The organism is Thiemannella venezuelensis (genome assembly GCF_014203605.1).
In the GTDB taxonomy this organism is placed as follows: domain Bacteria; phylum Actinomycetota; class Actinomycetes; order Streptosporangiales; family Streptosporangiaceae; genus Planomonospora_A; species Planomonospora_A venezuelensis.
In genome coordinates this window covers 18,943-38,120 of the sequence record NZ_JACHJJ010000016.1, presented here as the reverse complement: position 1 = coordinate 38,120, position 19,178 = coordinate 18,943, and the positions used below count along the sequence as shown (strand labels likewise).

General features: G+C 72.0%; 19 protein-coding genes and 1 riboswitch. Of the genes, 9 read left to right on the top strand and 10 right to left on the bottom strand.

From position 1 onward, the window contains the following. Positions 1 to 55: 55 nt before the first annotated feature. Positions 56 to 1,702, top strand: coding sequence for a DNA repair helicase XPB (locus FHS22_RS22490; protein ID WP_184944530.1), 1,647 nt, complete (start codon positions 56 to 58; stop codon positions 1,700 to 1,702). A gap of 196 nt (positions 1,703 to 1,898) precedes the next feature. On the opposite strand, the gene FHS22_RS22485 is transcribed toward FHS22_RS22490, so the two are convergent. Beyond that, entirely contained in the window at positions 1,899 to 2,225 is a 327-nt protein-coding gene (locus FHS22_RS22485) for a hypothetical protein (RefSeq protein ID WP_184944528.1), read from the bottom strand. 120 nt (positions 2,226 to 2,345) lie between these two features. Here FHS22_RS22485 and FHS22_RS22480 point away from each other — a divergent pair, with 120 nt between their 5' ends. Continuing rightward, positions 2,346 to 4,415, top strand: a complete 2,070-nt coding sequence (locus tag FHS22_RS22480) for a HelD family protein (RefSeq protein WP_184944526.1) — start codon at positions 2,346 to 2,348, stop codon at positions 4,413 to 4,415. 20 nt (positions 4,416 to 4,435) lie between these two features. Next, complete coding sequence (locus FHS22_RS22475) at positions 4,436 to 4,855, top strand: GNAT family N-acetyltransferase (protein ID WP_184944772.1); 420 nt, start codon at positions 4,436 to 4,438, stop codon at positions 4,853 to 4,855. Here the strand turns inward: FHS22_RS22475 and FHS22_RS22470 are convergent. From FHS22_RS22470 to FHS22_RS22445, 6 genes are all read right to left on the bottom strand, one after another. Beyond that, positions 4,852 to 5,034, bottom strand: a complete 183-nt coding sequence (locus tag FHS22_RS22470; RefSeq protein WP_184944524.1) for a hypothetical protein — start codon at positions 5,032 to 5,034, stop codon at positions 4,852 to 4,854. The genes FHS22_RS22475 and FHS22_RS22470 overlap by 4 nt on opposite strands. Positions 5,035 to 5,280: 246 nt before the next feature. Next, positions 5,281 to 6,909, bottom strand: coding sequence for a chaperonin GroEL (groL, locus tag FHS22_RS22465; RefSeq protein WP_184944522.1), 1,629 nt, complete (start codon positions 6,907 to 6,909; stop codon positions 5,281 to 5,283). A gap of 413 nt (positions 6,910 to 7,322) precedes the next feature. Next, positions 7,323 to 7,523: a cold-shock protein gene (locus tag FHS22_RS22460; RefSeq protein ID WP_113704857.1), complete on the bottom strand. Its 201-nt coding sequence runs from the start codon at positions 7,521 to 7,523 to the stop codon at positions 7,323 to 7,325. A 356-nt stretch (positions 7,524 to 7,879) separates the two neighbouring features. Then, positions 7,880 to 8,155 (bottom strand): MoaD/ThiS family protein, encoded by a 276-nt coding sequence (locus FHS22_RS22455; RefSeq protein WP_184944520.1) that lies wholly within the window; start codon positions 8,153 to 8,155, stop codon positions 7,880 to 7,882. Between the two features lie 22 nt (positions 8,156 to 8,177). Beyond that, positions 8,178 to 9,452, bottom strand: coding sequence for a threonine synthase (gene thrC / locus FHS22_RS22450; RefSeq protein ID WP_184944518.1), 1,275 nt, complete (start codon positions 9,450 to 9,452; stop codon positions 8,178 to 8,180). 14 nt (positions 9,453 to 9,466) lie between these two features. Beyond that, positions 9,467 to 9,607, bottom strand: a riboswitch (SAM riboswitch). A gap of 123 nt (positions 9,608 to 9,730) precedes the next feature. Next, positions 9,731 to 10,294, bottom strand: coding sequence for an RNA polymerase sigma factor (locus FHS22_RS22445; protein ID WP_184944516.1), 564 nt, complete (start codon positions 10,292 to 10,294; stop codon positions 9,731 to 9,733). A gap of 101 nt (positions 10,295 to 10,395) precedes the next feature. On the opposite strand from FHS22_RS22445, the gene FHS22_RS22440 reads away from it, so the two are divergent. Next, the gene (locus FHS22_RS22440) at positions 10,396 to 11,820 is read left to right on the top strand and encodes an alpha,alpha-trehalose-phosphate synthase (UDP-forming) (protein ID WP_184944515.1); all 1,425 of its coding nucleotides are present in this window, start codon (positions 10,396 to 10,398) and stop codon (positions 11,818 to 11,820) included. A 104-nt stretch (positions 11,821 to 11,924) separates the two neighbouring features. Continuing rightward, entirely contained in the window at positions 11,925 to 13,169 is a 1,245-nt protein-coding gene (locus FHS22_RS22435; RefSeq protein WP_184944514.1) for an MFS transporter, read from the top strand. A gap of 51 nt (positions 13,170 to 13,220) precedes the next feature. On the opposite strand, the gene FHS22_RS22430 is transcribed toward FHS22_RS22435, so the two are convergent. The 3 genes from FHS22_RS22430 to FHS22_RS22420 form a co-directional block, all read right to left on the bottom strand. After that, a complete protein-coding gene (locus FHS22_RS22430; RefSeq protein WP_184944513.1) occupies positions 13,221 to 13,808 on the bottom strand; it encodes a hypothetical protein in 588 nt (195 codons plus the stop codon). A 112-nt stretch (positions 13,809 to 13,920) separates the two neighbouring features. After that, complete coding sequence (gene otsB, locus FHS22_RS22425; RefSeq protein WP_184944512.1) at positions 13,921 to 14,694, bottom strand: trehalose-phosphatase; 774 nt, start codon at positions 14,692 to 14,694, stop codon at positions 13,921 to 13,923. 159 nt (positions 14,695 to 14,853) lie between these two features. Further along, positions 14,854 to 15,156, bottom strand: a complete 303-nt coding sequence (locus FHS22_RS22420; protein ID WP_184944511.1) for a DUF3263 domain-containing protein — start codon at positions 15,154 to 15,156, stop codon at positions 14,854 to 14,856. A gap of 118 nt (positions 15,157 to 15,274) precedes the next feature. Here FHS22_RS22420 and FHS22_RS22415 point away from each other — a divergent pair, with 118 nt between their 5' ends. The 4 genes from FHS22_RS22415 to FHS22_RS22400 all read left to right on the top strand — a co-directional run bounded on the left by FHS22_RS22415 (position 15,275) and on the right by FHS22_RS22400 (position 19,178). After that, positions 15,275 to 16,081, top strand: coding sequence for an SAM hydrolase/SAM-dependent halogenase family protein (locus FHS22_RS22415; RefSeq protein ID WP_184944510.1), 807 nt, complete (start codon positions 15,275 to 15,277; stop codon positions 16,079 to 16,081). 173 nt (positions 16,082 to 16,254) lie between these two features. Beyond that, a complete protein-coding gene (mycP, locus tag FHS22_RS22410; RefSeq protein ID WP_260408184.1) occupies positions 16,255 to 17,526 on the top strand; it encodes a type VII secretion-associated serine protease mycosin in 1,272 nt (423 codons plus the stop codon). Positions 17,527 to 17,550: 24 nt separating this feature from the next. Further along, complete coding sequence (locus FHS22_RS22405; RefSeq protein WP_184944506.1) at positions 17,551 to 17,955, top strand: Zn-ribbon domain-containing OB-fold protein; 405 nt, start codon at positions 17,551 to 17,553, stop codon at positions 17,953 to 17,955. Positions 17,956 to 17,993: 38 nt separating this feature from the next. Next, positions 17,994 to 19,178, top strand: coding sequence for a lipid-transfer protein (locus tag FHS22_RS22400; RefSeq protein ID WP_184944504.1), 1,185 nt, complete (start codon positions 17,994 to 17,996; stop codon positions 19,176 to 19,178).

The window sequence follows — 19,178 nt, the reverse complement described above, 5'->3', positions numbered from 1 at the left end:
CCGGGGCGTGTTCTCTTGTTGGATATGCGGTAGCCGTACATGAGGGAGAGATTCTGTGGCCGACGGCCCGCTGATCGTACAGTCTGACAAGACCCTTCTACTGGAAGTTCAGCATGAAGAGGCCGACGAGTGCCGCAAGGCGATCGCGCCCTTCGCCGAGCTGGAGCGTGCGCCCGAGCACGTGCACACCTACCGGGTGACCCCGCTGGCGCTGTGGAACGCGCGTGCCGCGGGGCACGACGCCGAGCAGGTGATCGACGCGCTGATCGGCTACAGCCGCTACCCGGTGCCGCACGCGCTGCTGGTGGACATCGCCGAGACCATGGCGCGGTACGGCAGGCTCCGGCTGGAGAAGCACCCCATCCACGGGCTGGTGCTGACCAGCACCGACCGGGCCGTGCTGGAGGAGGTGCTGCGCTCGAAGAAGATCCAGCCGCTGCTGGGCGAGCGGCTGGACGGCGACGCGGTGGTGGTGCACCCGAGCGAGCGCGGCAACATCAAGCAGCTCCTGCTCAAGCTGGGCTGGCCCGCCGAGGACCTGGCCGGTTACGTCGACGGCGAGGCCCACCCGATCGTGCTGGCCGAGGACGGCTGGGAGCTCCGCTCCTACCAGCGCGAGGCGGCCGAGGCGTTCTGGCACGGCGGTTCCGGCGTGGTCGTGCTCCCCTGCGGGGCGGGCAAGACGATCGTGGGCGCGGCGGCGATGGCGCACGCCAGGGCCACCACGCTGATCCTGGTGACGAACACGGTCTCGGCCCACCAGTGGAAGCAGGAGCTGCTGCGCCGCACGTCCCTGACCGAGGACGAGATCGGCGAGTACACCGGGACGAAGAAGGAGATCCGGCCGGTCACCATCGCCACCTACCAGGTGATGACGACCCGGCGGCAGGGCGTCTACAAGCACCTCGAACTGTTCGACGCGCGCGACTGGGGTCTGATCATCTACGACGAGGTGCACCTGCTGCCCGCGCCGATCTTCCGGATGACCGCTCACCTGCAGGCCAGGCGGCGGGTCGGGCTGACCGCGACGCTGGTGCGCGAGGACGGCCGGGAGGGCGACGTGTTCTCCCTGATCGGGCCCAAGCGCTACGACGCGCCGTGGAAGGAGATGGAGAACCAGGGCTGGATCGCGCCGGCCGACTGCGTCGAGGTGCGGGTGACGCTCAGCGACTCCGAGCGGCTCGCCTACGCGATGGCCGACGCCGAGGAGCGCTACCGCTTCTGCGCGACCACGTCGTCCAAGACCAGGGTCGCCGAGGCGCTGGTCAGGCGGCACCCGGACGAGCAGGTGCTGATCATCGGCCAGTACATCGACCAGCTCGACGAGCTCGGCGAGCATCTGGGCGCGCCGGTGATCAAGGGGGAGACGAGGGTCAAGGAGCGCGAGCGGCTCTTCCAGGCCTTCCGCGACAGGGAGATCCGGGTCCTGGTCGTCTCCAAGGTGGCCAACTTCTCCATCGACCTGCCGGAGGCGTCGGTGGCCGTGCAGGTGTCGGGCACCTTCGGGTCCCGGCAGGAGGAGGCCCAGCGGCTCGGCCGGGTGCTGCGCCCCAAGGCCGGCGGAGGCGGGGCCCGGTTCTACTCAGTGGTGAGCAGGGACACCGTCGACCAGGAGTTCGCCGCCCACCGGCAGCGGTTCCTGGCCGAGCAGGGCTACGCATATCAGATCATCGATGCTGACGACGTGCTCGCCGGCGACTAGGCGCGCCGGGCCGCGGAACGAGCACGCCGACCGTCCGAGTCAGATCCACGAGATACCGCGGGTCTTCGACAAACAAACCACCCCCTCGCTGAGGTCGCGACGACCAGTGGCGGCATACCCTATGATCTGCGCAATTCACCGGATATGCCCGCCTTTTTCGCCGTTTCACAAAGAATGACCGAGAGTTACAGATCGACTACCTGACGATCATTCCGCCCGCGAACACCGTGCCCACGGCCGCCGTCCAGGCGGCCGCCGCGGCCCCCGTCAGCGCCATGAGGCGCCTGTCGTCGCGGCGGGCCGCCGGAGGCAGCCAGGCGGCGGCCGTACAGCAGACCGCGACGGCGGCGAACAGCCCCGAGACCAGCGCGACCTCGTTCATCCGGGCGGCGCAGCCCGCGTCGGAGCAGAAGGCCTTCGTTCCCCACCCCGCGAAGACCGACATGACCCAGAGTGCGGCGAGCAGCGCGTTGGCCACGGTCGGTATCACGATGGAGATCCGCACGGCCTCGGAGATACCCACCGGCCCCGCCGCCCACTCCGGGGTTAATGCTTTTGAGACCGCTGACGGCCCTGGGTAAGCTGGTCAATTCGCTGCCTGATGACCACCACCTCCGTTTGCCGAATGAGAGGCGCTTTTCGCATGCCCACCGACCGGTTGGCCCCCGACATAGACCCAACCTCCTCCACGGCCCCGGCGCCCGCCGCCACGCCGGAGGCCGGCCCCGATCCCGCCGCGGCCCTCGCCGCCGAACGCGAGCACCTGGCCGTCTCCCGCGCCGCCCTGCGCGCGATGCGCGAGCACGCCCAGTCCCTCTCCTCCGACGCCGCCGGCGACTGGGTCTCCCAGCAGATCCTGCAGGCCCTGCTGGACCAGCGGGTGGCGGCGCTCGCCGACCACGCGGGCACGCCGCTCTTCTTCGGCCGCCTCGACCGCTCGGCCGACGACGACCTGCCCGCCACGATCCACGTCGGGCGCAGGCACGTCCACGACGACCGGAGCCGCCCCCTGGTCATCGACTGGCGCGCCCCGGTCTCCCGGGCCTTCTACCAGGCCAGCCCGGCCGACCCGATGGGCGTCTCGCGCCGCCGCCGGTTCGGCTACCACGGCGGCGAGCTGACCGCCTTCGAGGACGAGCACCTCGGTCAGGGCCAGGCGCTCCAGCAGTCGAGGATCCTGACCGAGGAGATCGAGCGCCCGCGCTCGGGGCCGATGCGCGACATCGTCGCGACCATCCAGCCCGACCAGGACGAGATCGTCCGCGCCGACCTGGCGCAGACCGTGTGCGTGCAGGGCGCGCCCGGGACCGGCAAGACCGCCGTCGGCCTGCACCGGGCCGCCTACCTGCTCTTCACCCACCGGGAGAAGCTCGCCCGCTCCGGCGTGATGATCGTCGGCCCCAACCGCGCGTTCCTGTCCTACATCTCCTCGGTGCTCCCCGCACTGGGCGAGGTCAAGGTCGACCAGACCACGGTCGCGGGCATCCTCGGCGAGCACTCCGCGCCGGAGGAGCCCGCGGTCTCCACGATCAAGGGCGACGCGCGGATCGTCCCGGTGCTGGAGCGCGCGCTCTGGATGCACATCGTCAAGCCGGTCGAGGGGGTGCTGTTCACGAAGGGGGTCAACCGCTACCGGGTCGCCGACCACGAGGTCCGCGAGATCGTCGCCTCGCTGCGCGGCACCACCCGGTACGGCCCCGGCCGCGCGGCCCTCGCCCAGCGCCTGGCCCACCAGATCCTCGTCCGGATGGAGCAGCGCGGCGAGTCCCCCGACGACCGGGTCCAGGACGCGGTCGCCCGGTCCAAGCCGGTCAGGCAGCTCGTCGACCGGGTCTGGCCCAAGCTCACCCCCGCCCAGGTGCTGTACCGGCTCCTCAGCGACGCGGAGTTCCTCGCCGCGGCGGCGAAGGACGACCTCACCGCCGACGAGCGGGCCGCCCTGCTCTGGGCCAGGCCCGCCAAGTCGTTCCGCTCCGCGAAGTGGTCGGCGGCCGACGGCGCGCTGATGGACGAGCTCGCCGACATGATCGAGCGGACCCCGGTCCTCGGCCACCTGGTCGTGGACGAGGCCCAGGACCTGTCGGCGATGCAGTTGCGCGCGCTCGGGCGGCGGTGCCGTACCGGCTCGGCGACCGTGCTGGGCGACATCGCCCAGGGCACCACCCCCTGGTCGGCCCGCTCCTGGACCGAGGTCCTCGCCCACCTGGGCCTCGCCGACGGCGCGGTCACCGAGCTGACCCTCGGCTTCCGCGTGCCCCGGGAGGTCCTCGACTACGCCGCCCGGCTGCTCCCCTCCGTCGCCCCGGACCTGGCCGCGCCCCGCTCCCTGCGCCCCGGCGCGGGCTCGCTGTCCGTACGGCCCGCGCCCGACCTGGCCGCGTCCCTGGCCGAGGCCGCCGCGGAGGCCCTGTCCAGGGAGGGCTCGATCGGCGTCATCGTCCCCGACGCCTCGGTGGCCGCCGTCTCCGGGATGCTCTCCCACCTCGACCACCGGGTGCTCTCCCCCGACTCGGTCGAGGAGCACCGGCTCCTGGTCGTGCCCGCCGGCCTGGCCAAGGGCCTGGAGTACGACCACGTCATCGTGGCCGAACCGGCCGACATCGTGGCGGCCGAACCCCGCGGCCTGGCCCGGCTCTACGTGGTGCTCACCCGCGCGGTCACCTCGTTGACCGTCCTGCACACCAAGGACCTCCCCGCCCAGCTGGCCGGATGACGCTGGTAGTTTCCCCGGACATGGAGATGATCATCCGATATGGGCGGATTGAGGATGTCGAGGCGCTGCTGGCCTTCTGGCTGGCGGCGGCGGAGGGGACCGACCGGCACGACGACCCGGCCAAGGTGAAGGCGCTCATCGAGCGTGATCCCGAGGCCGTGCTCATCGCCGAGATCGACGGGGCGATGGCCGGGACGCTGATCGCGGGGTGGGACGGCTGGCGGGCCCACCTCTACCGGCTGGCCGTGGACCCGGCACGGCGGCGGCAGGGGATCGGGAGCGCGCTGATCCGGGCGGCCGAGGAGCGCTTCGCGGCGTTCGGCGCGTTCCGGGCCGACGCGATGGTGCTGCACGGCAACGAGCTCGCCCATCACGCCTGGGCCGCCGCCGGTTACGCTCCCCAGCCCCAATGGTCCCGCTGGGTCAAGCCGCTCGGCTAGAAGCAGATCGTTTTCCAATCGAACACGAGGATCGGGAGGCCGTTCGGAGGCCCGCTGTAGAGCCAGATGTGAGGAATCCTGATGCACGTCCCGGCCTGGGCCGTCCCGGCGTGAGCGGCGGGAGCGACGGCGAGCAGGGCCGTGGCCGCCAGGGCCACGCTCGCGATCCGACGTTTCATGGAACCGCCTTCCGTGGAGGTTGAATCTCCTCGGTTCTACCGAGCGGTCCGGAGAGGGGATACCTCGGCGGCCAACAAATCCCGGGGGGGCGGCTGTGCGATCCGCCAAACGGCGACCGGGAGCCGCCTGGCCGTACCGGGAGGTGCCGGACCCCGAGGAGCCGGGCCGTACGGCGTGCCGGAGGCGGAGAAAGAAAGGGCCGGTCCCGTGGCGGGACCGGCCTCTTCTGTGTTCAGGCGACGGACTCAGAAGTCCATGTCGCCGCCGCCCGGCATGCCGCCGGGAGCGGCCGCGGCCTTCTCGGGCTTCTCGGCGATGACGGCCTCGGTGGTGAGGAACAGCGCCGCGATGGACGCCGCGTTCTGCAGAGCGGAACGCGTCACCTTGGCCGGGTCGATGATGCCCGACTCGAACATGTTGACGTACTCGCCGGAGGCGGCGTTGAGGCCCTCACCCGGGGTGAGGTTGCGCACCTTCTCCACCACGACGCCGCCCTCGAGGCCGGCGTTGACGGCGATCTGCTTCAGCGGCTCCTCGAGCGCCTTGCGGACGATCGCGGCACCGGTGGCCTCGTCGCCGGCCAGCTCCAGCTTGTCGAAGGCCTTGGCGCCGGCCTGCAGCAGCGCGACACCGCCGCCGGGGACGATGCCCTCCTCGACGGCCGCCTTGGCGTTGCGGACGGCGTCCTCGATGCGGTGCTTGCGCTCCTTGAGCTCGACCTCGGTCGCCGCGCCGGCCTTGATGACGGCGACGCCGCCGGCCAGCTTGGCGAGGCGCTCCTGGAGCTTCTCGCGGTCGTAGTCGGAGTCGGTGTTCTCGATCTCGGCGCGGATCTGGTTGACCCGGCCGGCGATCTGCTCGGCGTCACCGGCGCCGTCGACGATCGTGGTCTCGTCCTTGGTGACGATGACCTGGCGGGCGCGGCCGAGCTGGTCCAGCGTGGTGGACTCGAGCTTGAGGCCGAGGTCCTCGCTGATGACCTGGGCGCCGGTCAGGATGCCGATGTCGCCCAGCATGGCCTTGCGGCGGTCGCCGAAGCCCGGGGCCTTGACGGCGACGGACTTGAACAGGCCGCGGATCTTGTTGACGACCAGGGTGGCCAGGGCCTCGCCCTCGACGTCCTCGGCGATGATCAGCAGCGGCTTGCCGGCCTGCACGACCTTGTCGAGGACCGGGAGCAGGTCCTTGTTGGCGGAGACCTTGGAGTTGACGACCAGGATGTACGGGTCGTCGAGGACGGCCTCCATGCGCTCGGGGTCGGTCACGAAGTACATCGAGATCAGACCCTTGTCGAAGCGCATGCCCTCGGTGAGCTCGAGCTCCAGGCCGAAGGTGTTGCTCTCCTCGACGGTGATGACGCCTTCCTTGCCGACCTTGTCCATCGCCTCGGCGATCATCTCGCCGATCTGCGCGTCGCCCGCGGAGATGGAGGCGGTGGAGGCGATCTGCGCCTTCGTCTCCACGTCCTTGGCCAGCTTGGAGAGCTCCTCGGAGACGCGCTCGACGGCGGCCTCGATGCCCTTCTTCAGGGACATCGGGTTGGCGCCGGCGGCGACGTTGCGAAGGCCCTCGCGGACCAGAGCCTGAGCGAGCACGGTGGCGGTGGTGGTGCCGTCGCCCGCGACGTCGTCGGTCTTCTTGGCGACTTCCTTGACGAGCTCGGCCCCGATCTTCTCCCACGGGTCCTCGAGCTCGATCTCCTTGGCGATGGAGACACCGTCGTTGGTGATCGTGGGGGCGCCCCACTTCTTCTCCAGCACGACGTTGCGGCCCTTGGGGCCGAGGGTCACCTTGACGGCGTCCGCGAGCTGGTTCATACCGCGCTCGAGACCGCGCCGGGCGTCCTCGTCAAACGCGATCATCTTGGCTGCCATACGGCTAGACCTCCCAAACACGGGGTGGCGTGCACCGGATCGAGCCGACGCCCGCGACGGCATGCGGGCCCGCGACTCCGTTCGGCGGGCCCCATCGCCTCGATCCAGGGTTGGCACTCTCAAACAGAGAGTGCCAACGAATTGTTTAGCACTCTACCCTGCCGAGTGCAAGCCTCGGCCATCCTGACCTGGGATCAGCTCAGGGCGAAGACGGGAAGGCCCCTCCGGCCGGGACAGGAGGCGACAGAGGGGGCGAAGCAGAGGAGACGGGGACGGAGGAGCGGAAGAAGGCTCCGGAGACGCGAGGGCCCGGCCCACCGGATGAGGCGGGCCGGGCCGACAGGTGCGGGGACCCACGCGGACTGCGCTGCCCCGGGGTCCGCCGGCAGCTCTCCCCGACGCGACGGAGGGCCTCAGACGGTCCGGACGGACTCCGCCTGGGGACCCTTCTGACCCTGGGTGATCTCGAACTCGACCCGCTGGCCCTGCTCGAGCGCACGGTAGCCATCCATCATGATCGCGGAGTAATGGACGAAAACATCCTTACCACCGTCTACCGCGATGAAGCCGTAGCCCTTGTCCGCGTTGAACCATTTGACGGTGCCCTGCGCCACTTCCGACTCCTCTTACCGGACTTTGAGAGCCGCGCCCATTCCACTCGCGCGGTCCTCGATCTCCGGGGCGGAGCACCGCCCGCGTCGATCGTTCTCGACCATACCTGTGGGACACCGTGGGGCAACAGAGTCAATCACCGATCAATGCTTTAGGAACCCTTTTAATACGTAGCAGAAGTTTGCTATCACGATTAGTTAGTTCAAGTTTGCATTATTTCATTGCGTCCCAGAAGCGGACTCCCGCCGCAGAGCACGACACCCGCACGCGGCCGGAGCCGGTGCGGGTGTCGGGGAACGCTGCGGGAGGCCCCTCGAAGGCCCCGCAGGGGCACGGAGAGGGCCAGAGGGGCGCGGCTTCAGCCTCCGGCGACCGCCGGGATGATGGAGACCTGGACGCCGTCCGGCGTGGCGGTGTCGAGGTTGTCCGCGAAACGGACGTCCTCTTCTCCGACGTAGACGTTGACGAAACGACGGATCCTGCCCGTTTCATCAAGAATGCGGGCACCGATGCCGGGGAAGTCCGCGTCGAGCTTCTGGAGAACCTCGCGGAGGGTCGCGCCCTGCCCGCTCACTTCTGCCGAGCCGTTGGTATACGTGCGCAGGATCGTCGGAATCCGCACAGAAACAGACATGTCTAAGACCTTTCAGGAGTTCTTACGCGAAAGCCGTACGGAACGCGTCGAGGGAAGGGCGAATGACCGCGGCGGGACGCGCCTGGTCGGCGACCGCGTCGAGGGTCTTCAGACCGTCGCCGGTGTTGAGGACCACCGTCTCGGCGTCGGGGTCGATCCTGCCCTCGGCGGCCAGCTTGCGCAGCACGCCGACGGTGACGCCGCCCGCGGTCTCCGCGAAGACGCCCTCGGTCCTGGCCAGCAGCCGGATCGCCTCGACGATCTCGGCGTCCGTGACGTCCTCCACCGCGCCGCCGGTACGCCGGGCGATGTCCAGGACGTACGGGCCGTCCGCCGGGTTGCCGATCGCCAGCGACTTGGCGATCGTGTCGGGCTTCACCGGCCGGATCACGTCGTGGCCCGCCTTGTACGCGGACGAGACCGGGGAGCAGCCCTCGGCCTGGGCGGCGAAGATCTTGTACGGCTTCTCCTCGACGAGACCGAGGGCGATCAGCTCCTTGAACCCCTTGTCGATCTTCGTGAGCTGGGAGCCGGAGGCCACCGGGATGACGATCTGGTCCGGGAGCCGCCACCCGAGCTGCTCGGCGATCTCGTAGGCCAGCGTCTTGGAGCCCTCGGCGTAGTACGGGCGGAGGTTGACGTTGACGAAGCCCCACTTGTCGCCCAGCTCGTCGCCGATGAGCTCGGAGCAGAAGCGGTTCACGTCGTCGTAGGTGCCGTCGATGCCGACGAGGCGCCCGCCGTACACCGAGGCCATGACGATCTTGGCCTGCTCCAGGTCGGCGGGGATGAACACGCAGGCGTCCAGCCCGGCGCGGGCGGCGGCCGCGGTGACCGCGCCCGCGAGGTTGCCGGTGGAGGAGCAGGACAGGGTGTGGAAGCCGAAGTTGCGCGCCGCCTCGACGGCGATGGCCACCACGCGGTCCTTGAAGGAGTGCGTGGGGTTGCCGGAGTCGTCCTTCACGTGCAGGGAGCGCAGGCCCAGCTCCCGGGCGAGGTTGTCGGCCTTGACCAGCTTGGTCCAGCCGGGGGCCATGTTGGGCTTGTCCGTCACGTCCGCCGGGACCGGGAGCAGCGAGCGGTAGCGCCAGATGTTGGCCGGCCCCGCGGCGATCTGCTCGCGGGTGACCTTCGGGAACTCGTAGGCGATTTCGAGGGGACCGAAACACTCGGTACAGGCGAAGCTGGGACCGAGGTCGTAGCGGGCTCCGCACTCCCGGCAGGACAGCGCGACGGCGGGGCCGAAGTCCAGGTCGCGGACGAGAGCGGGGGTGGTTTCAGCGGTCGTGAGCGCCATGAAGCGAGGCCTTTCCCTCATCTTCGTCTGCGGCCACCTTGGTCGCAGACCGGAATTGGCACCTGTCCCGGCCGACCTCGTCAGATCACGAGTCTTGAACCGGGAGGGTTGCCGGGGCTTCGCAGGGCCGGTCCCTCCACCCCTCTGGATGAGCACATATGAAGTTGTCGCGACCTGGCTGGCAGGTCACCTGCACTCTACCTTGCCCGTCGCCGTGCTCCACCACTCATCTCACTTCGCGAGACGCCGTGTGTTATCTGGTGGACGGCCGGCTCCGCTCAGGACCGGAGGCCGTAGGCGTCGCCCAGCGCTCCCTGCACGTACTTGCGGGCCTGGTGGATGCGGGACTTGGCGGTGCCGAGCGGGATGCCGAGCTGCTCGGCCACCTCGTTGTAGTCGAGCTGGCAGATGTCGCGCAGCACCAGCGCCTGCGCCAGCTCCGGCTTGGACGCCTCCAGCGCCTCCATCGCGTCGAGCAGGTCCAGCCGGGACCCCGCGATCACGCTCACCCGGGCGACGTCGGGTTTCTGCAGCGGCAGCTCGTCGGAGCTCTGCTCGGCGGCCCGGCGCTTCAGCGAGCGGTAGGTGGTCCGGGCGCAGTTGGCGGTCACGATGTGCAGCCAGGTGCTGAACCTGGCCCGGCCCTCGAAGCGGCCGATGTTGCGGGCCACCGCCAGCAGGGTGTCCTGGCTCGCCTCCTCGGCGTCCTGCCGGTAGGGCAGGATCCGCCCGCAGTGCCGCAGCACGTCGGGCTCGATCCGCTTGAGCAGCTCGCCCAGGGCGCGGTGGTCGCCGCGGGCGGCCGCGCGGGCCAGTTCCTCGGTCGTCTCGTCCAGCGCCATCACGAGCCCCCATCAGCGGTCACAGTCGCTGCATATCCTACGGGCGAAGGTCATGGAAGGTTAACCTTCGTGGCAAGCACGTCCGCCGGCGAGGGATGCCCATGAACGCGATCCTGGTGGCCTCCAACCGTGGCCCCTTCTCATTCACCACCTCCGAGGACGGCTCGCTGTCCATGCGCAGGGGCGGCGGCGGCCTGGTCTCCGGCCTGTCGGAGGTGGCCAGGGACCTGAAGGTGCTCTGGGTCTGCGCCGCGCTCTCCGACGGCGACCGCGCCGCCGTACGGCAGGCGCCCGGCGGCCGCCTCGACCAGGCGGGCTACGACACCGGCGCCCTGCGGATGCTCGACATCCCCCCGGCCACCTTCCACCGCGCCTACAACGCGGTGGCCAACTCCACCCTCTGGTTCGTCAACCACCTGCTCTACGACACGCCCAACACGCCGCACTTCGACGCCCGCTTCCGCCGGGAGTGGGAGTCCTACCAGTCCTACAACGCGGCGTTCGCGCTGGCCCTGGCCGAGGAGGCCGGGCACGGGGCGCGGGTGATGGTGCAGGACTACCACCTGACCCTCACCCCGGCCATGCTCCGGGTCGAACGGCCCGACCTGCGGATCGCGCACTTCTCGCACACCCCGTGGGCGCCCCCGGAGTACTTCGCCCTGCTCCCCGACGACGTCGCCGCCGAGGTCCTGGAAGGCATCCTGGGCGCCGACCACGCGGGGTTCCTGACCGCGCGCTGGGCCGGGGCCTTCATGGACTGCTGCGAGCGGCTGCTCGGCGCCGGAGTCGACCGCGTGAGCCGTACCGTCTCCCACGCCGGGCGGACCACCCGGATCGGCGTGCACGGGCTGGGCGTGGACGGCGAGGCGCTCTGGGCCCGGGCGAGCGAGCCCGACGTCGAGTCGAACATGGCGGCCCTGCGCGACCAGGTCGGCGACCGGAAGCTGATCGTCAGGATCGACCGGACCGAGCTGTCCAAGAACATCGTCCGGGGGCTGAGCGCCTACCGGGAGTTCCTCGGCGCGCACCCGGAGTGGCACGGCCGCGTCGTGCACCTGGCCTTCGCCTACCCGTCCCGGCACGACCTGCCCGAGTACCGCGAGTACACCGCCGCGGTGCAGCGCTGCGCCAAGGAGATCGAGGACGAGTACGCCACCGAGGACTGGGACCCCCTGATCCTCAACGTCAACGACGACTACCCGCGCTCGCTGGCCGCCTACCGCCTGGCCGACGTGCTGCTGGTCAACCCGATCCGCGACGGCATGAACCTGGTGGCCAAGGAGGGGCCCGTGCTCTCCCCGGACAGCGCGCTGGTCCTGTCCCGCGAGGCGGGGGCGGCCGCGGAGCTGGGCGAGCACGCGCTGGTGGTCAACCCCTACGACGTCACGGCCACGGCCGCGGCGCTGCACCGGGGGCTGGTCATGCCCGAGGAGGAGCGCGTGCGGCGCGGCGCCCGGCTGGCCGCCGCCGCCACCGCGCTCCCTCCGCACCGCTGGTTCGCCGAGCAGCTCACCGCCCTGCAGTGAACCCCCGCCCCGGCGGTCCCCGTGGACCGGTCCCGCGGGCGTTCCCGACCGGGTGAGATAGTTTTCGTGGACATTTCAACTTTCGTCCGCTCGGGGGAGACGCAGTGACCACGATCGCGCCCGTCAGACTGGTCCGTGATCGCGCCACCTGGCTCATCTACCTGCAGCTCGCCGCGTTCGCCACCTACCTGTACGGCCTCAGCGCGGTCCTGCCGCTGCTCCGCATCGACCAGGGCGTCACCCAGGCGGTCGCCGGCCTGCACGGCACCGCGATGGCCGTCGGCGCCGTCCTCACCGGCCTGGCCCTCCCCTGGCTGACCCGCAGGTTCGGCCGCCGGGCCGTCACCTGGACCGGCCTGGCGGGGATGAACGCCGGCGTGCTGCTGGTGGCCGTCGGCGACGCCCTCCCGATCACCCTCCTCGGGTACGGCGTCGCCAGCGGGATGGCCTCGCTCACCCTCTACTCGGGCATGGCCGTGCTCAGCGACCACCACGGCCCGGCGGGCGCCGCGGCGATCAGCGAGGCCAACGCCGTCGGCGTGACCGTCGGCGTCGCGGTGCCGTTCGCGGTGAGCTTCGCCGCGCAGAGCGCGCTGGGCTGGCGGGTGGCGCTGGTCATGACCCCGGTCGTGACCGTCCTGCTCGCCCTCGTCATGGGCCGCGTCTGGATCCCCGGGGAGAAGGCCGCCGGAGCCGCGGCCGGGGGCACCGGCGGGACCGCGGCCCGGACCCCGGCCGGAGCCGCCGCCGGGACCCCGGCCGGAGCCGGGGCCCCCGCCGGGGTCGCCGCTCCGGTGGGCGCGGGGCGGTTCGGGCGGCGGTTCTACCTGGCCGGCGCGGTGCTGTTCTGCTGCGTCGCGCTGGAGTTCTCCTTCAACCTGTGGGCGGCCGAACTGGTCTCCGCCCAGACCGGGCTCTCGGCCGCCGAGGCGGCGACCGCGCTGACCGCGTTCACCGCGGGCATCGCGGCCGGGCGGTGGGGCGGGGCCCGGCTGGCCCTGCGGGTCCCGCCCGCCACCCTGCTGGTGGGCGCGCTCGCCCTCACCTGCGCGGGCTGGGCGATCCTGTGGACGAGCGGGGACCCGGTCCTGTCCTACCTGGGCGTGGCGCTGTCCGGCCTCGGAGTCTCGCTGCACTTCCCGCTGGCGCTGGCCCGCGTGCTCGACGCCTCGGCCGGCCGACCGGACCGGGCCTCGGCCGTGGCCTCGGTCTTCTCCGGTCTCGCGGTCGGGGCCGGGCCGTTCCTGCTGGGCGCGCTGGCCGACGGGTTCGGCACCCGGCAGGCGTTCCTCCTGGTCCCCGCCCTCATCGGCCTGGCCGCCGGCGGGGTGCTCTCAGCCGGCCGCTGAGAGCCCCCGGCGGGCAGTCCGCGAAGCCATCGCCCGCCGGGGAGATCATGGTCACCTCCAGGTGGCGTTCTTCAGGATGTTCGGCAGCCCCGGCGTCCTCCACACGTCCACCACGAGGATCTTCGACGCGGGCAGGAACCACTCGCGCTGGTCGAAGGTGGCCGTCTGCTCGCCGTTGCCGTCCTTCACGCACCGGCCGAACCAGGACACGTATTTCGCCTTGTGCCCGCGGCCGACCTGGCGCAGGCCGAGCGCGGTGGGCTTGCCGAGGACCTGGCCGTACCTGCCGTTGAAGGGGCACCGCTGCACGTCGCTCGCGGGGTAGAACGGCTGCTCGCCGGTGTAGGGGTCGAACCCTTCGTCACCGTACTTGATCGCCTTCGGGCCGAGGACCCAGAAGCCCTGGCACTTCGGGGCGAAGTAGGCGGGCGTCTCGCACTTTCCGGTCTGCACGAGCATCCAGTCGCCATCCCGGTGCACCTGCCAGCCGGAGGGCACCTTCAGGTTCATCCCGCGGAAGGACACGGTCTTCGTCCCGGCGGCGGAGGCCTCGGCGGCCGGGGAGGCGGAGGCGACCGCGGGCGCCGCGAGGAGGGCGGAGCCGGCCAGCGCGGCGATGACGATGGAGCGCTTTCTCATGCCGTGCACGCTAGCGACGCCCGCTTGCCGTTCGCTTAACGGGCGGTTGTACGCGCCCGCACGCCCCGGGACCGTCCGCCCGGAGCGGGGGCCCCGGGAGCGCCGGTCCGCGCTACACCGGGCGCCGCGCCGAGAGCGCGTCGGCGATGGAGCCGAGGAGGCCGACCACCCCGGAGGGGCCGTCCACCACGAGGTCGGCCTCCACGCTGAGCTCGGCGGATCCGCTGAACACCGTCACCCCCGGCAGCCCGGACGCCCGCACGGCCGCGAACGCCGCCAGGTCCCCCAGGTCGTCCCCGGCGAACAGCACCGAACGCGCCGAGCGCTCCTCCAGGAAGGCCCCGAGCGCCACGCCCTTGTCCATCCCGGGCGGGCGGAGCTCCAGCACGAACTTGCCCGGCTCGACCGCCAGGCCGGTCGCGGCGGCCAGCGCGCCGACCGGCTCGCGCAGCGCGTCGAGCGCGGCCTGCGGAGCGGAGGCCCGGCGCGTGTGCACGGCGACGGAGCGGCCCTTGTCCTCGATCCTGGCCCCGGCGAGCCCGGCGACGAGCCGGGGCAGCTCGGCCCTGACCAGGTCCAGGCCGGGGTGGGGGGGCGGGGCGGTGAGCCGGCCCGCCTCCCAGCGTTCGAGGCCGTAGTGGCCGAGCACGACCAGTCCCGGCACCCGGGCCAGGGAGCCGTACTCGACGGCCGTGCCGGCGGGGCGGCCGGTGACGACCACCAGGGAGCCGACCAGGTCACCGAGCCTGGCCAGCACCCCGGGACCGGCCGGGTGGATCCTGGCCGCCTCCGGATCGGGCACGATCGGGGCGAGCGTGCCGTCGAAGTCGAGGCCGATCACCGCTCCGGCGGGATCGTCCAGGATCGCTTCCAGTCCTTCGGTCATCGATCGTCTCCAGCGGGGAGACCCCGGCGTCCGGGGCCGGGGTGTCCTTGACGCATCACGGTCCTGCCTTCCGGGACGTCCTCCTGTCCGGGCGGCCGCCCGGATCGCGCCTCCTGTCACAGCAGTGCACAGGAGGCACTTTCCGGCCGTACCCGGATATCAGGGACGTAGGCCCAGTCTTCGGGCGGCGCGGTCGCGCCTGCGGGCGTCCCGGAGCCGGCGCAGGCGCTTGACCAGCATCGGATCGTGGGCGAGCGCCTCGGGTCTGTCGATGAGCTCGCCGAGCAACTGGTAGTAACGGGTGGCGGAGATGTCGAACGCCTCGCGGACGGCCTGCTCCTTGGCGCCCGCGTAACGCCACCATTGGCGCTCGAAGGCGAGCAGGTTCTTCTCCCTCTCCGTGAGAGCCCGCAAGGCTGGTTTCCGGGCAGCACTGTCACCGGGAATCGGCGCAGTGTCCATTGGCGGTCCTCCTCGGTCGGGCACGCGGTGATCCCACCGCGCGCACGCGGCCCGAAGCCAGGATAGTCGGGAACTTCCGGCTGTTCATGGCGGATATGGAGACGTACAGTCACCAGATGTGACCTCTGTCATCACCCTCCTCACTGACTACGGCCTGGAAGACGGCTACGTCGCCGCGTGCCACGGCGTGATCGCCCGGATCGCGCCGCAGACGCGGATCATCGACGTCTGCCATCTGGTCCCCTCCGGCGACGTACGGCGTGGCGCGGCGATCCTGGCGCAGACGATCCCCTACCTCCCCGCGGGCGTGCACGTCGCCGTGATCGACCCCGACGGCGGCCGCTCGCGCCGGGCCGTGGCGGTCACGGCCGGCGACCACGTCCTCCTCGGCCCGGACAACGGAGTGCTGTCGTGGGCGGCCCAGGCCGTCGGCGGGGCCGGGGCGGCCTACGAGATCACCGACGAGGAGCTGTTCCTGCGGCCGGTCTCCCCGACCTTCCTGGGACGCGACGTCTTCGCGCCGGTCGCCGCCCACCTGGCGGCCGGGCGGGACCCGGCCGGCCTGGGGCCGCAGGTCCCGCTGGACCGGCTGGCCAGCTTCCCGACGCCGACCTCCCTGGTGCGGGAGGGCGTGGTGGAGGGCGAGGTGCTCTCGGTGGACCACTACGGCAACGTGCAGCTCTCGATCGGCGCGGGCGACCTGGCCGGGCTGGGGGCCCGGCCGGGGGGCACCCTGGCGGTACGGCTGGGCCGGCGGCAGATCTCCGTCCCGTTCCGGGAGACGTTCGCCGCGGTGCCTCCGGGCGAGGTGGTCGCCTTCACCGACTCGGCCGGGCTCATCGCGCTGGCGATCAACTCCGGTGACGCCTCGCAGCGTCTCGGCCTGCCCCCGGGCGCTCACGTACGGCTCTCCCCGGCCCCCTGAGGGCCCGGAGCCGCACGAGCCCATCCCTCACATATGGGACTGTTGTTACCAAAGAGACTAACAGTACGTATCGCTCCGTTTACCGAAAGCGCCGGTTTCATCGCGGGACCACATGCCAGAATCCCCCCACCCGCACCTGCCGTCTCCCCTCCGACGAGGTCGCCGTGTCCCGCATGCACGCGCTCGGCGCGATCCTGATCACGATCTCCCTGGTCGCCTTCGCCTGGCCCTCGGTCCGCGGTCCCGACGACCCCCCGGTCCCCGTGCACCAGCGGGCCCGGCAGTGGGCGCTGGCCCCGCTGGACGCGCCGGAAGCCTGGCGGACGACCCGCGGCGAGGGCGTGGTCGTCGCGGTGCTGGACACGGGGGTCGATCCCGCCCACCCCGATCTGGCGGGCGCGGTCGTCGAGGGTCCCGACCTGACGGGGACCGCGCGCCGGGAGTCCCTGTGGGGCCGCCACGGCACGGCCATGGCCAGTCTCATCGCCGGGCGCGGGCACGGCGGCGGCCGTACCGCCGGGGTGCTGGGGGTCGCCCCCGGCTCGACGATCCTCTCGGTCCGGGTGGCGCTGGAGAACGACGACCCCCGGCGCGGCCGGGCCAGGCAGCGGGGCGGGAACGCGCTCGCCCGGGGCATCCGCTACGCCGTGGACCACGGCGCCCAGGTGATCAACATGTCCCTGGGATGCGGCAGCGGGTCGTGGGAGGGCTCGGCGGCCGAGCAGCGCGCGGTGCGGTACGCGCTCGGCCGGGGCGTGGTGCTGGTGGCCTCCTCCGGCAACGACGGCGCGGGCCCCGGCCGGAAGAACTTCCCCGCCGCCTACCCGGGCGTCATCTCGGTGGGCGCGGTGGACGAGAACATGCGGGTGGCGCCCTTCTCCAACCGCCAGGACGACCTCTCGGTGGTCGCGCCGGGCACCGGGATCGTCACCGCCGACAGGACCGGATCCTACGTCGTCACGGACGGCACGAGCTCGGCCGCCGCCCTGGTCGCCGGGGTCGCGGCGCTGGTCAGGGCGGAGTTCCCCGAGCTGAGTCCGGCGCAGGTCCGCCGGGCCGTCGAGCGCGGCGCCACCCGTCCACCCGCCGAGGGCCACGATCCCGCCTACGGCCACGGCGTGGTCAACGCCGCCCGCGCGCTGGAGCAGGCGGCCGGGGCACGGCAGCGGCCGCTCCGGGCGCGCGTCCCCCCGCGGGGCGCCTCCGGCGAGGGCACGGCCGCGGTCTCCGGCGAGGACGCGGGCGCCGCCGTGCCGACCGCGGCCACCGTCACCGGGCGGGACGCGATGGCGGACTCGCGCCAGGCCGTCTGCGCCGCGCTGGTCCTGTTCGTCCTCGTCCTCGCGCTCCACCGGCTGGCCGGACGCCGCCGCCGGGGACGCCCGCCGCTCCCGGCCGCCCGGCCCCGCCCCTCCGGCCCTCCTCCCGGAGGGGATGTCACCTAACAAGCGCTTGTGTAATATCGGTCCATGGCCGCACCCGCGATCGACGGCTGGTTCGTCACCGACGACGGCGCCGTGTACCTGCTCGGCACCCGCTGCGCCGACTGCCGGACCGTCTACTTCCCTCCCCAGACGGGGTTCTGCCGCAACCCGCACTGCGCGGGGGAGGACCTGGCCCCCGCGCGCCTCTCCCGGCGCGGCACCGTCTGGTCCTACACCAACGCCTGCTACCCGCCCCCCGCCCCGTTCGTGGCGGCGGAGCCGTACACGCCGGTGACCCTGGCGGCGGTGGAGCTGTCCGAGGAGGGGATCGTCGTGCTGGGACAGGTGAAGGACCTGGCCGTGGAGGACCTGCGCGTCGGAATGGAACTGGAGCTGACCTCGGGCGCGCTCGCGGACGGCCCGGAGGTCTGGATGTGGGGCCGGCCGTGAGCGCGCGGCCCGGCACCGGCACGAGGATGGGATAACGCGTGGACGTCGTCATCGCGGGCACCGGAATGCACCCCTGGGGCAAGTGGGGGCGGCCCTTCACCGAGTACGGCGTGGCCGCCGCCCGGGCCGCGCTGCGCGACGCGGGCCTGGACTGGACCGAGGTCCAGTACGTGGTGGGCGCCGACACGATCAGGAACGGATACCCCGGTTTCGTCGCCGGAGCCACCTTCGCCCAGGCGCTCGGCTGGACGGGTGCGCGGATCGCCTCCTGCTACGCGGCGTGCGCCTCGGGCGCGCAGGCGATCGACATCGCCCGCACCCGCATCCTGGCGGGCCTGTGCGACGTGGCGCTGGTCGTCGGGGCCGACTCCACGCCCAAGGGCTTCTTCAGACCGGTGGGCGGCGACCGCCCGGACGACCCCGACTGGCTCAGGTTCCGACTGCTCGGCGCCACCAACCCGGCGTACTTCGCGCTCTACGCGCGCAGGCGGATGGCCCTGTACGGCGACACCCCGCAGGACTTCGCCGCGGTCAAGGTCAAGAACGCGCTGGCCGGCTCGCTGAACGAGAACGCCCGCTACCGCAGGACCGCGACCGCCGAGGAGGTCCTCGCCTCCCCGATGGTGGCCGACCCGCTCCGGCTCATGGACATCTGCGCCACCTCCGACGGCGGCGCCGCGGTGGTCCTCGCCTCGGCGGACTACGCCCGCCGCCGCGGCCTGAGCACGGCGGTGCGCCTCGCCGCCGTCTCCACGGTCACCCCCGCCTTCCCCAACACCGTTCTCGAACTGCCGTGCTTCGCCACCGACTCGACCGCGGCCGTGCCGCCCCCCGAGCGGACCTTCCGCGCCTCCATCGCCCACGCCGCCTACGAGGAGGCCGGGATCGGCCCGCAGGACCTGTCGTTCGCCGAGGTCTACGACCTGTCCACCGCGCTGGAGCTCGACTGGGCCGAGGACGTCGGGCTGGCCCCGCCGGGCGAGGCGGGCAAGCTCCTGCGCGCCGGGGACACCGCGCTCGGCGGCCGGATCCCGGTGAACCCCTCGGGGGGGCTCGCCTCCTTCGGCGAGGCCATCCCGGCGCAGGCGATCGCTCAGGTGTGCGAACTCGCCCGGCAGCTGCGCGGTACGGCGGGAGCCCGCCAGGTGGTCAACGCCAGGGCAGGTCTGGCCGCCAACCAGGGCCTGTTCGGTCATGGATCGGCCATCATCGCCGTTAGTTGA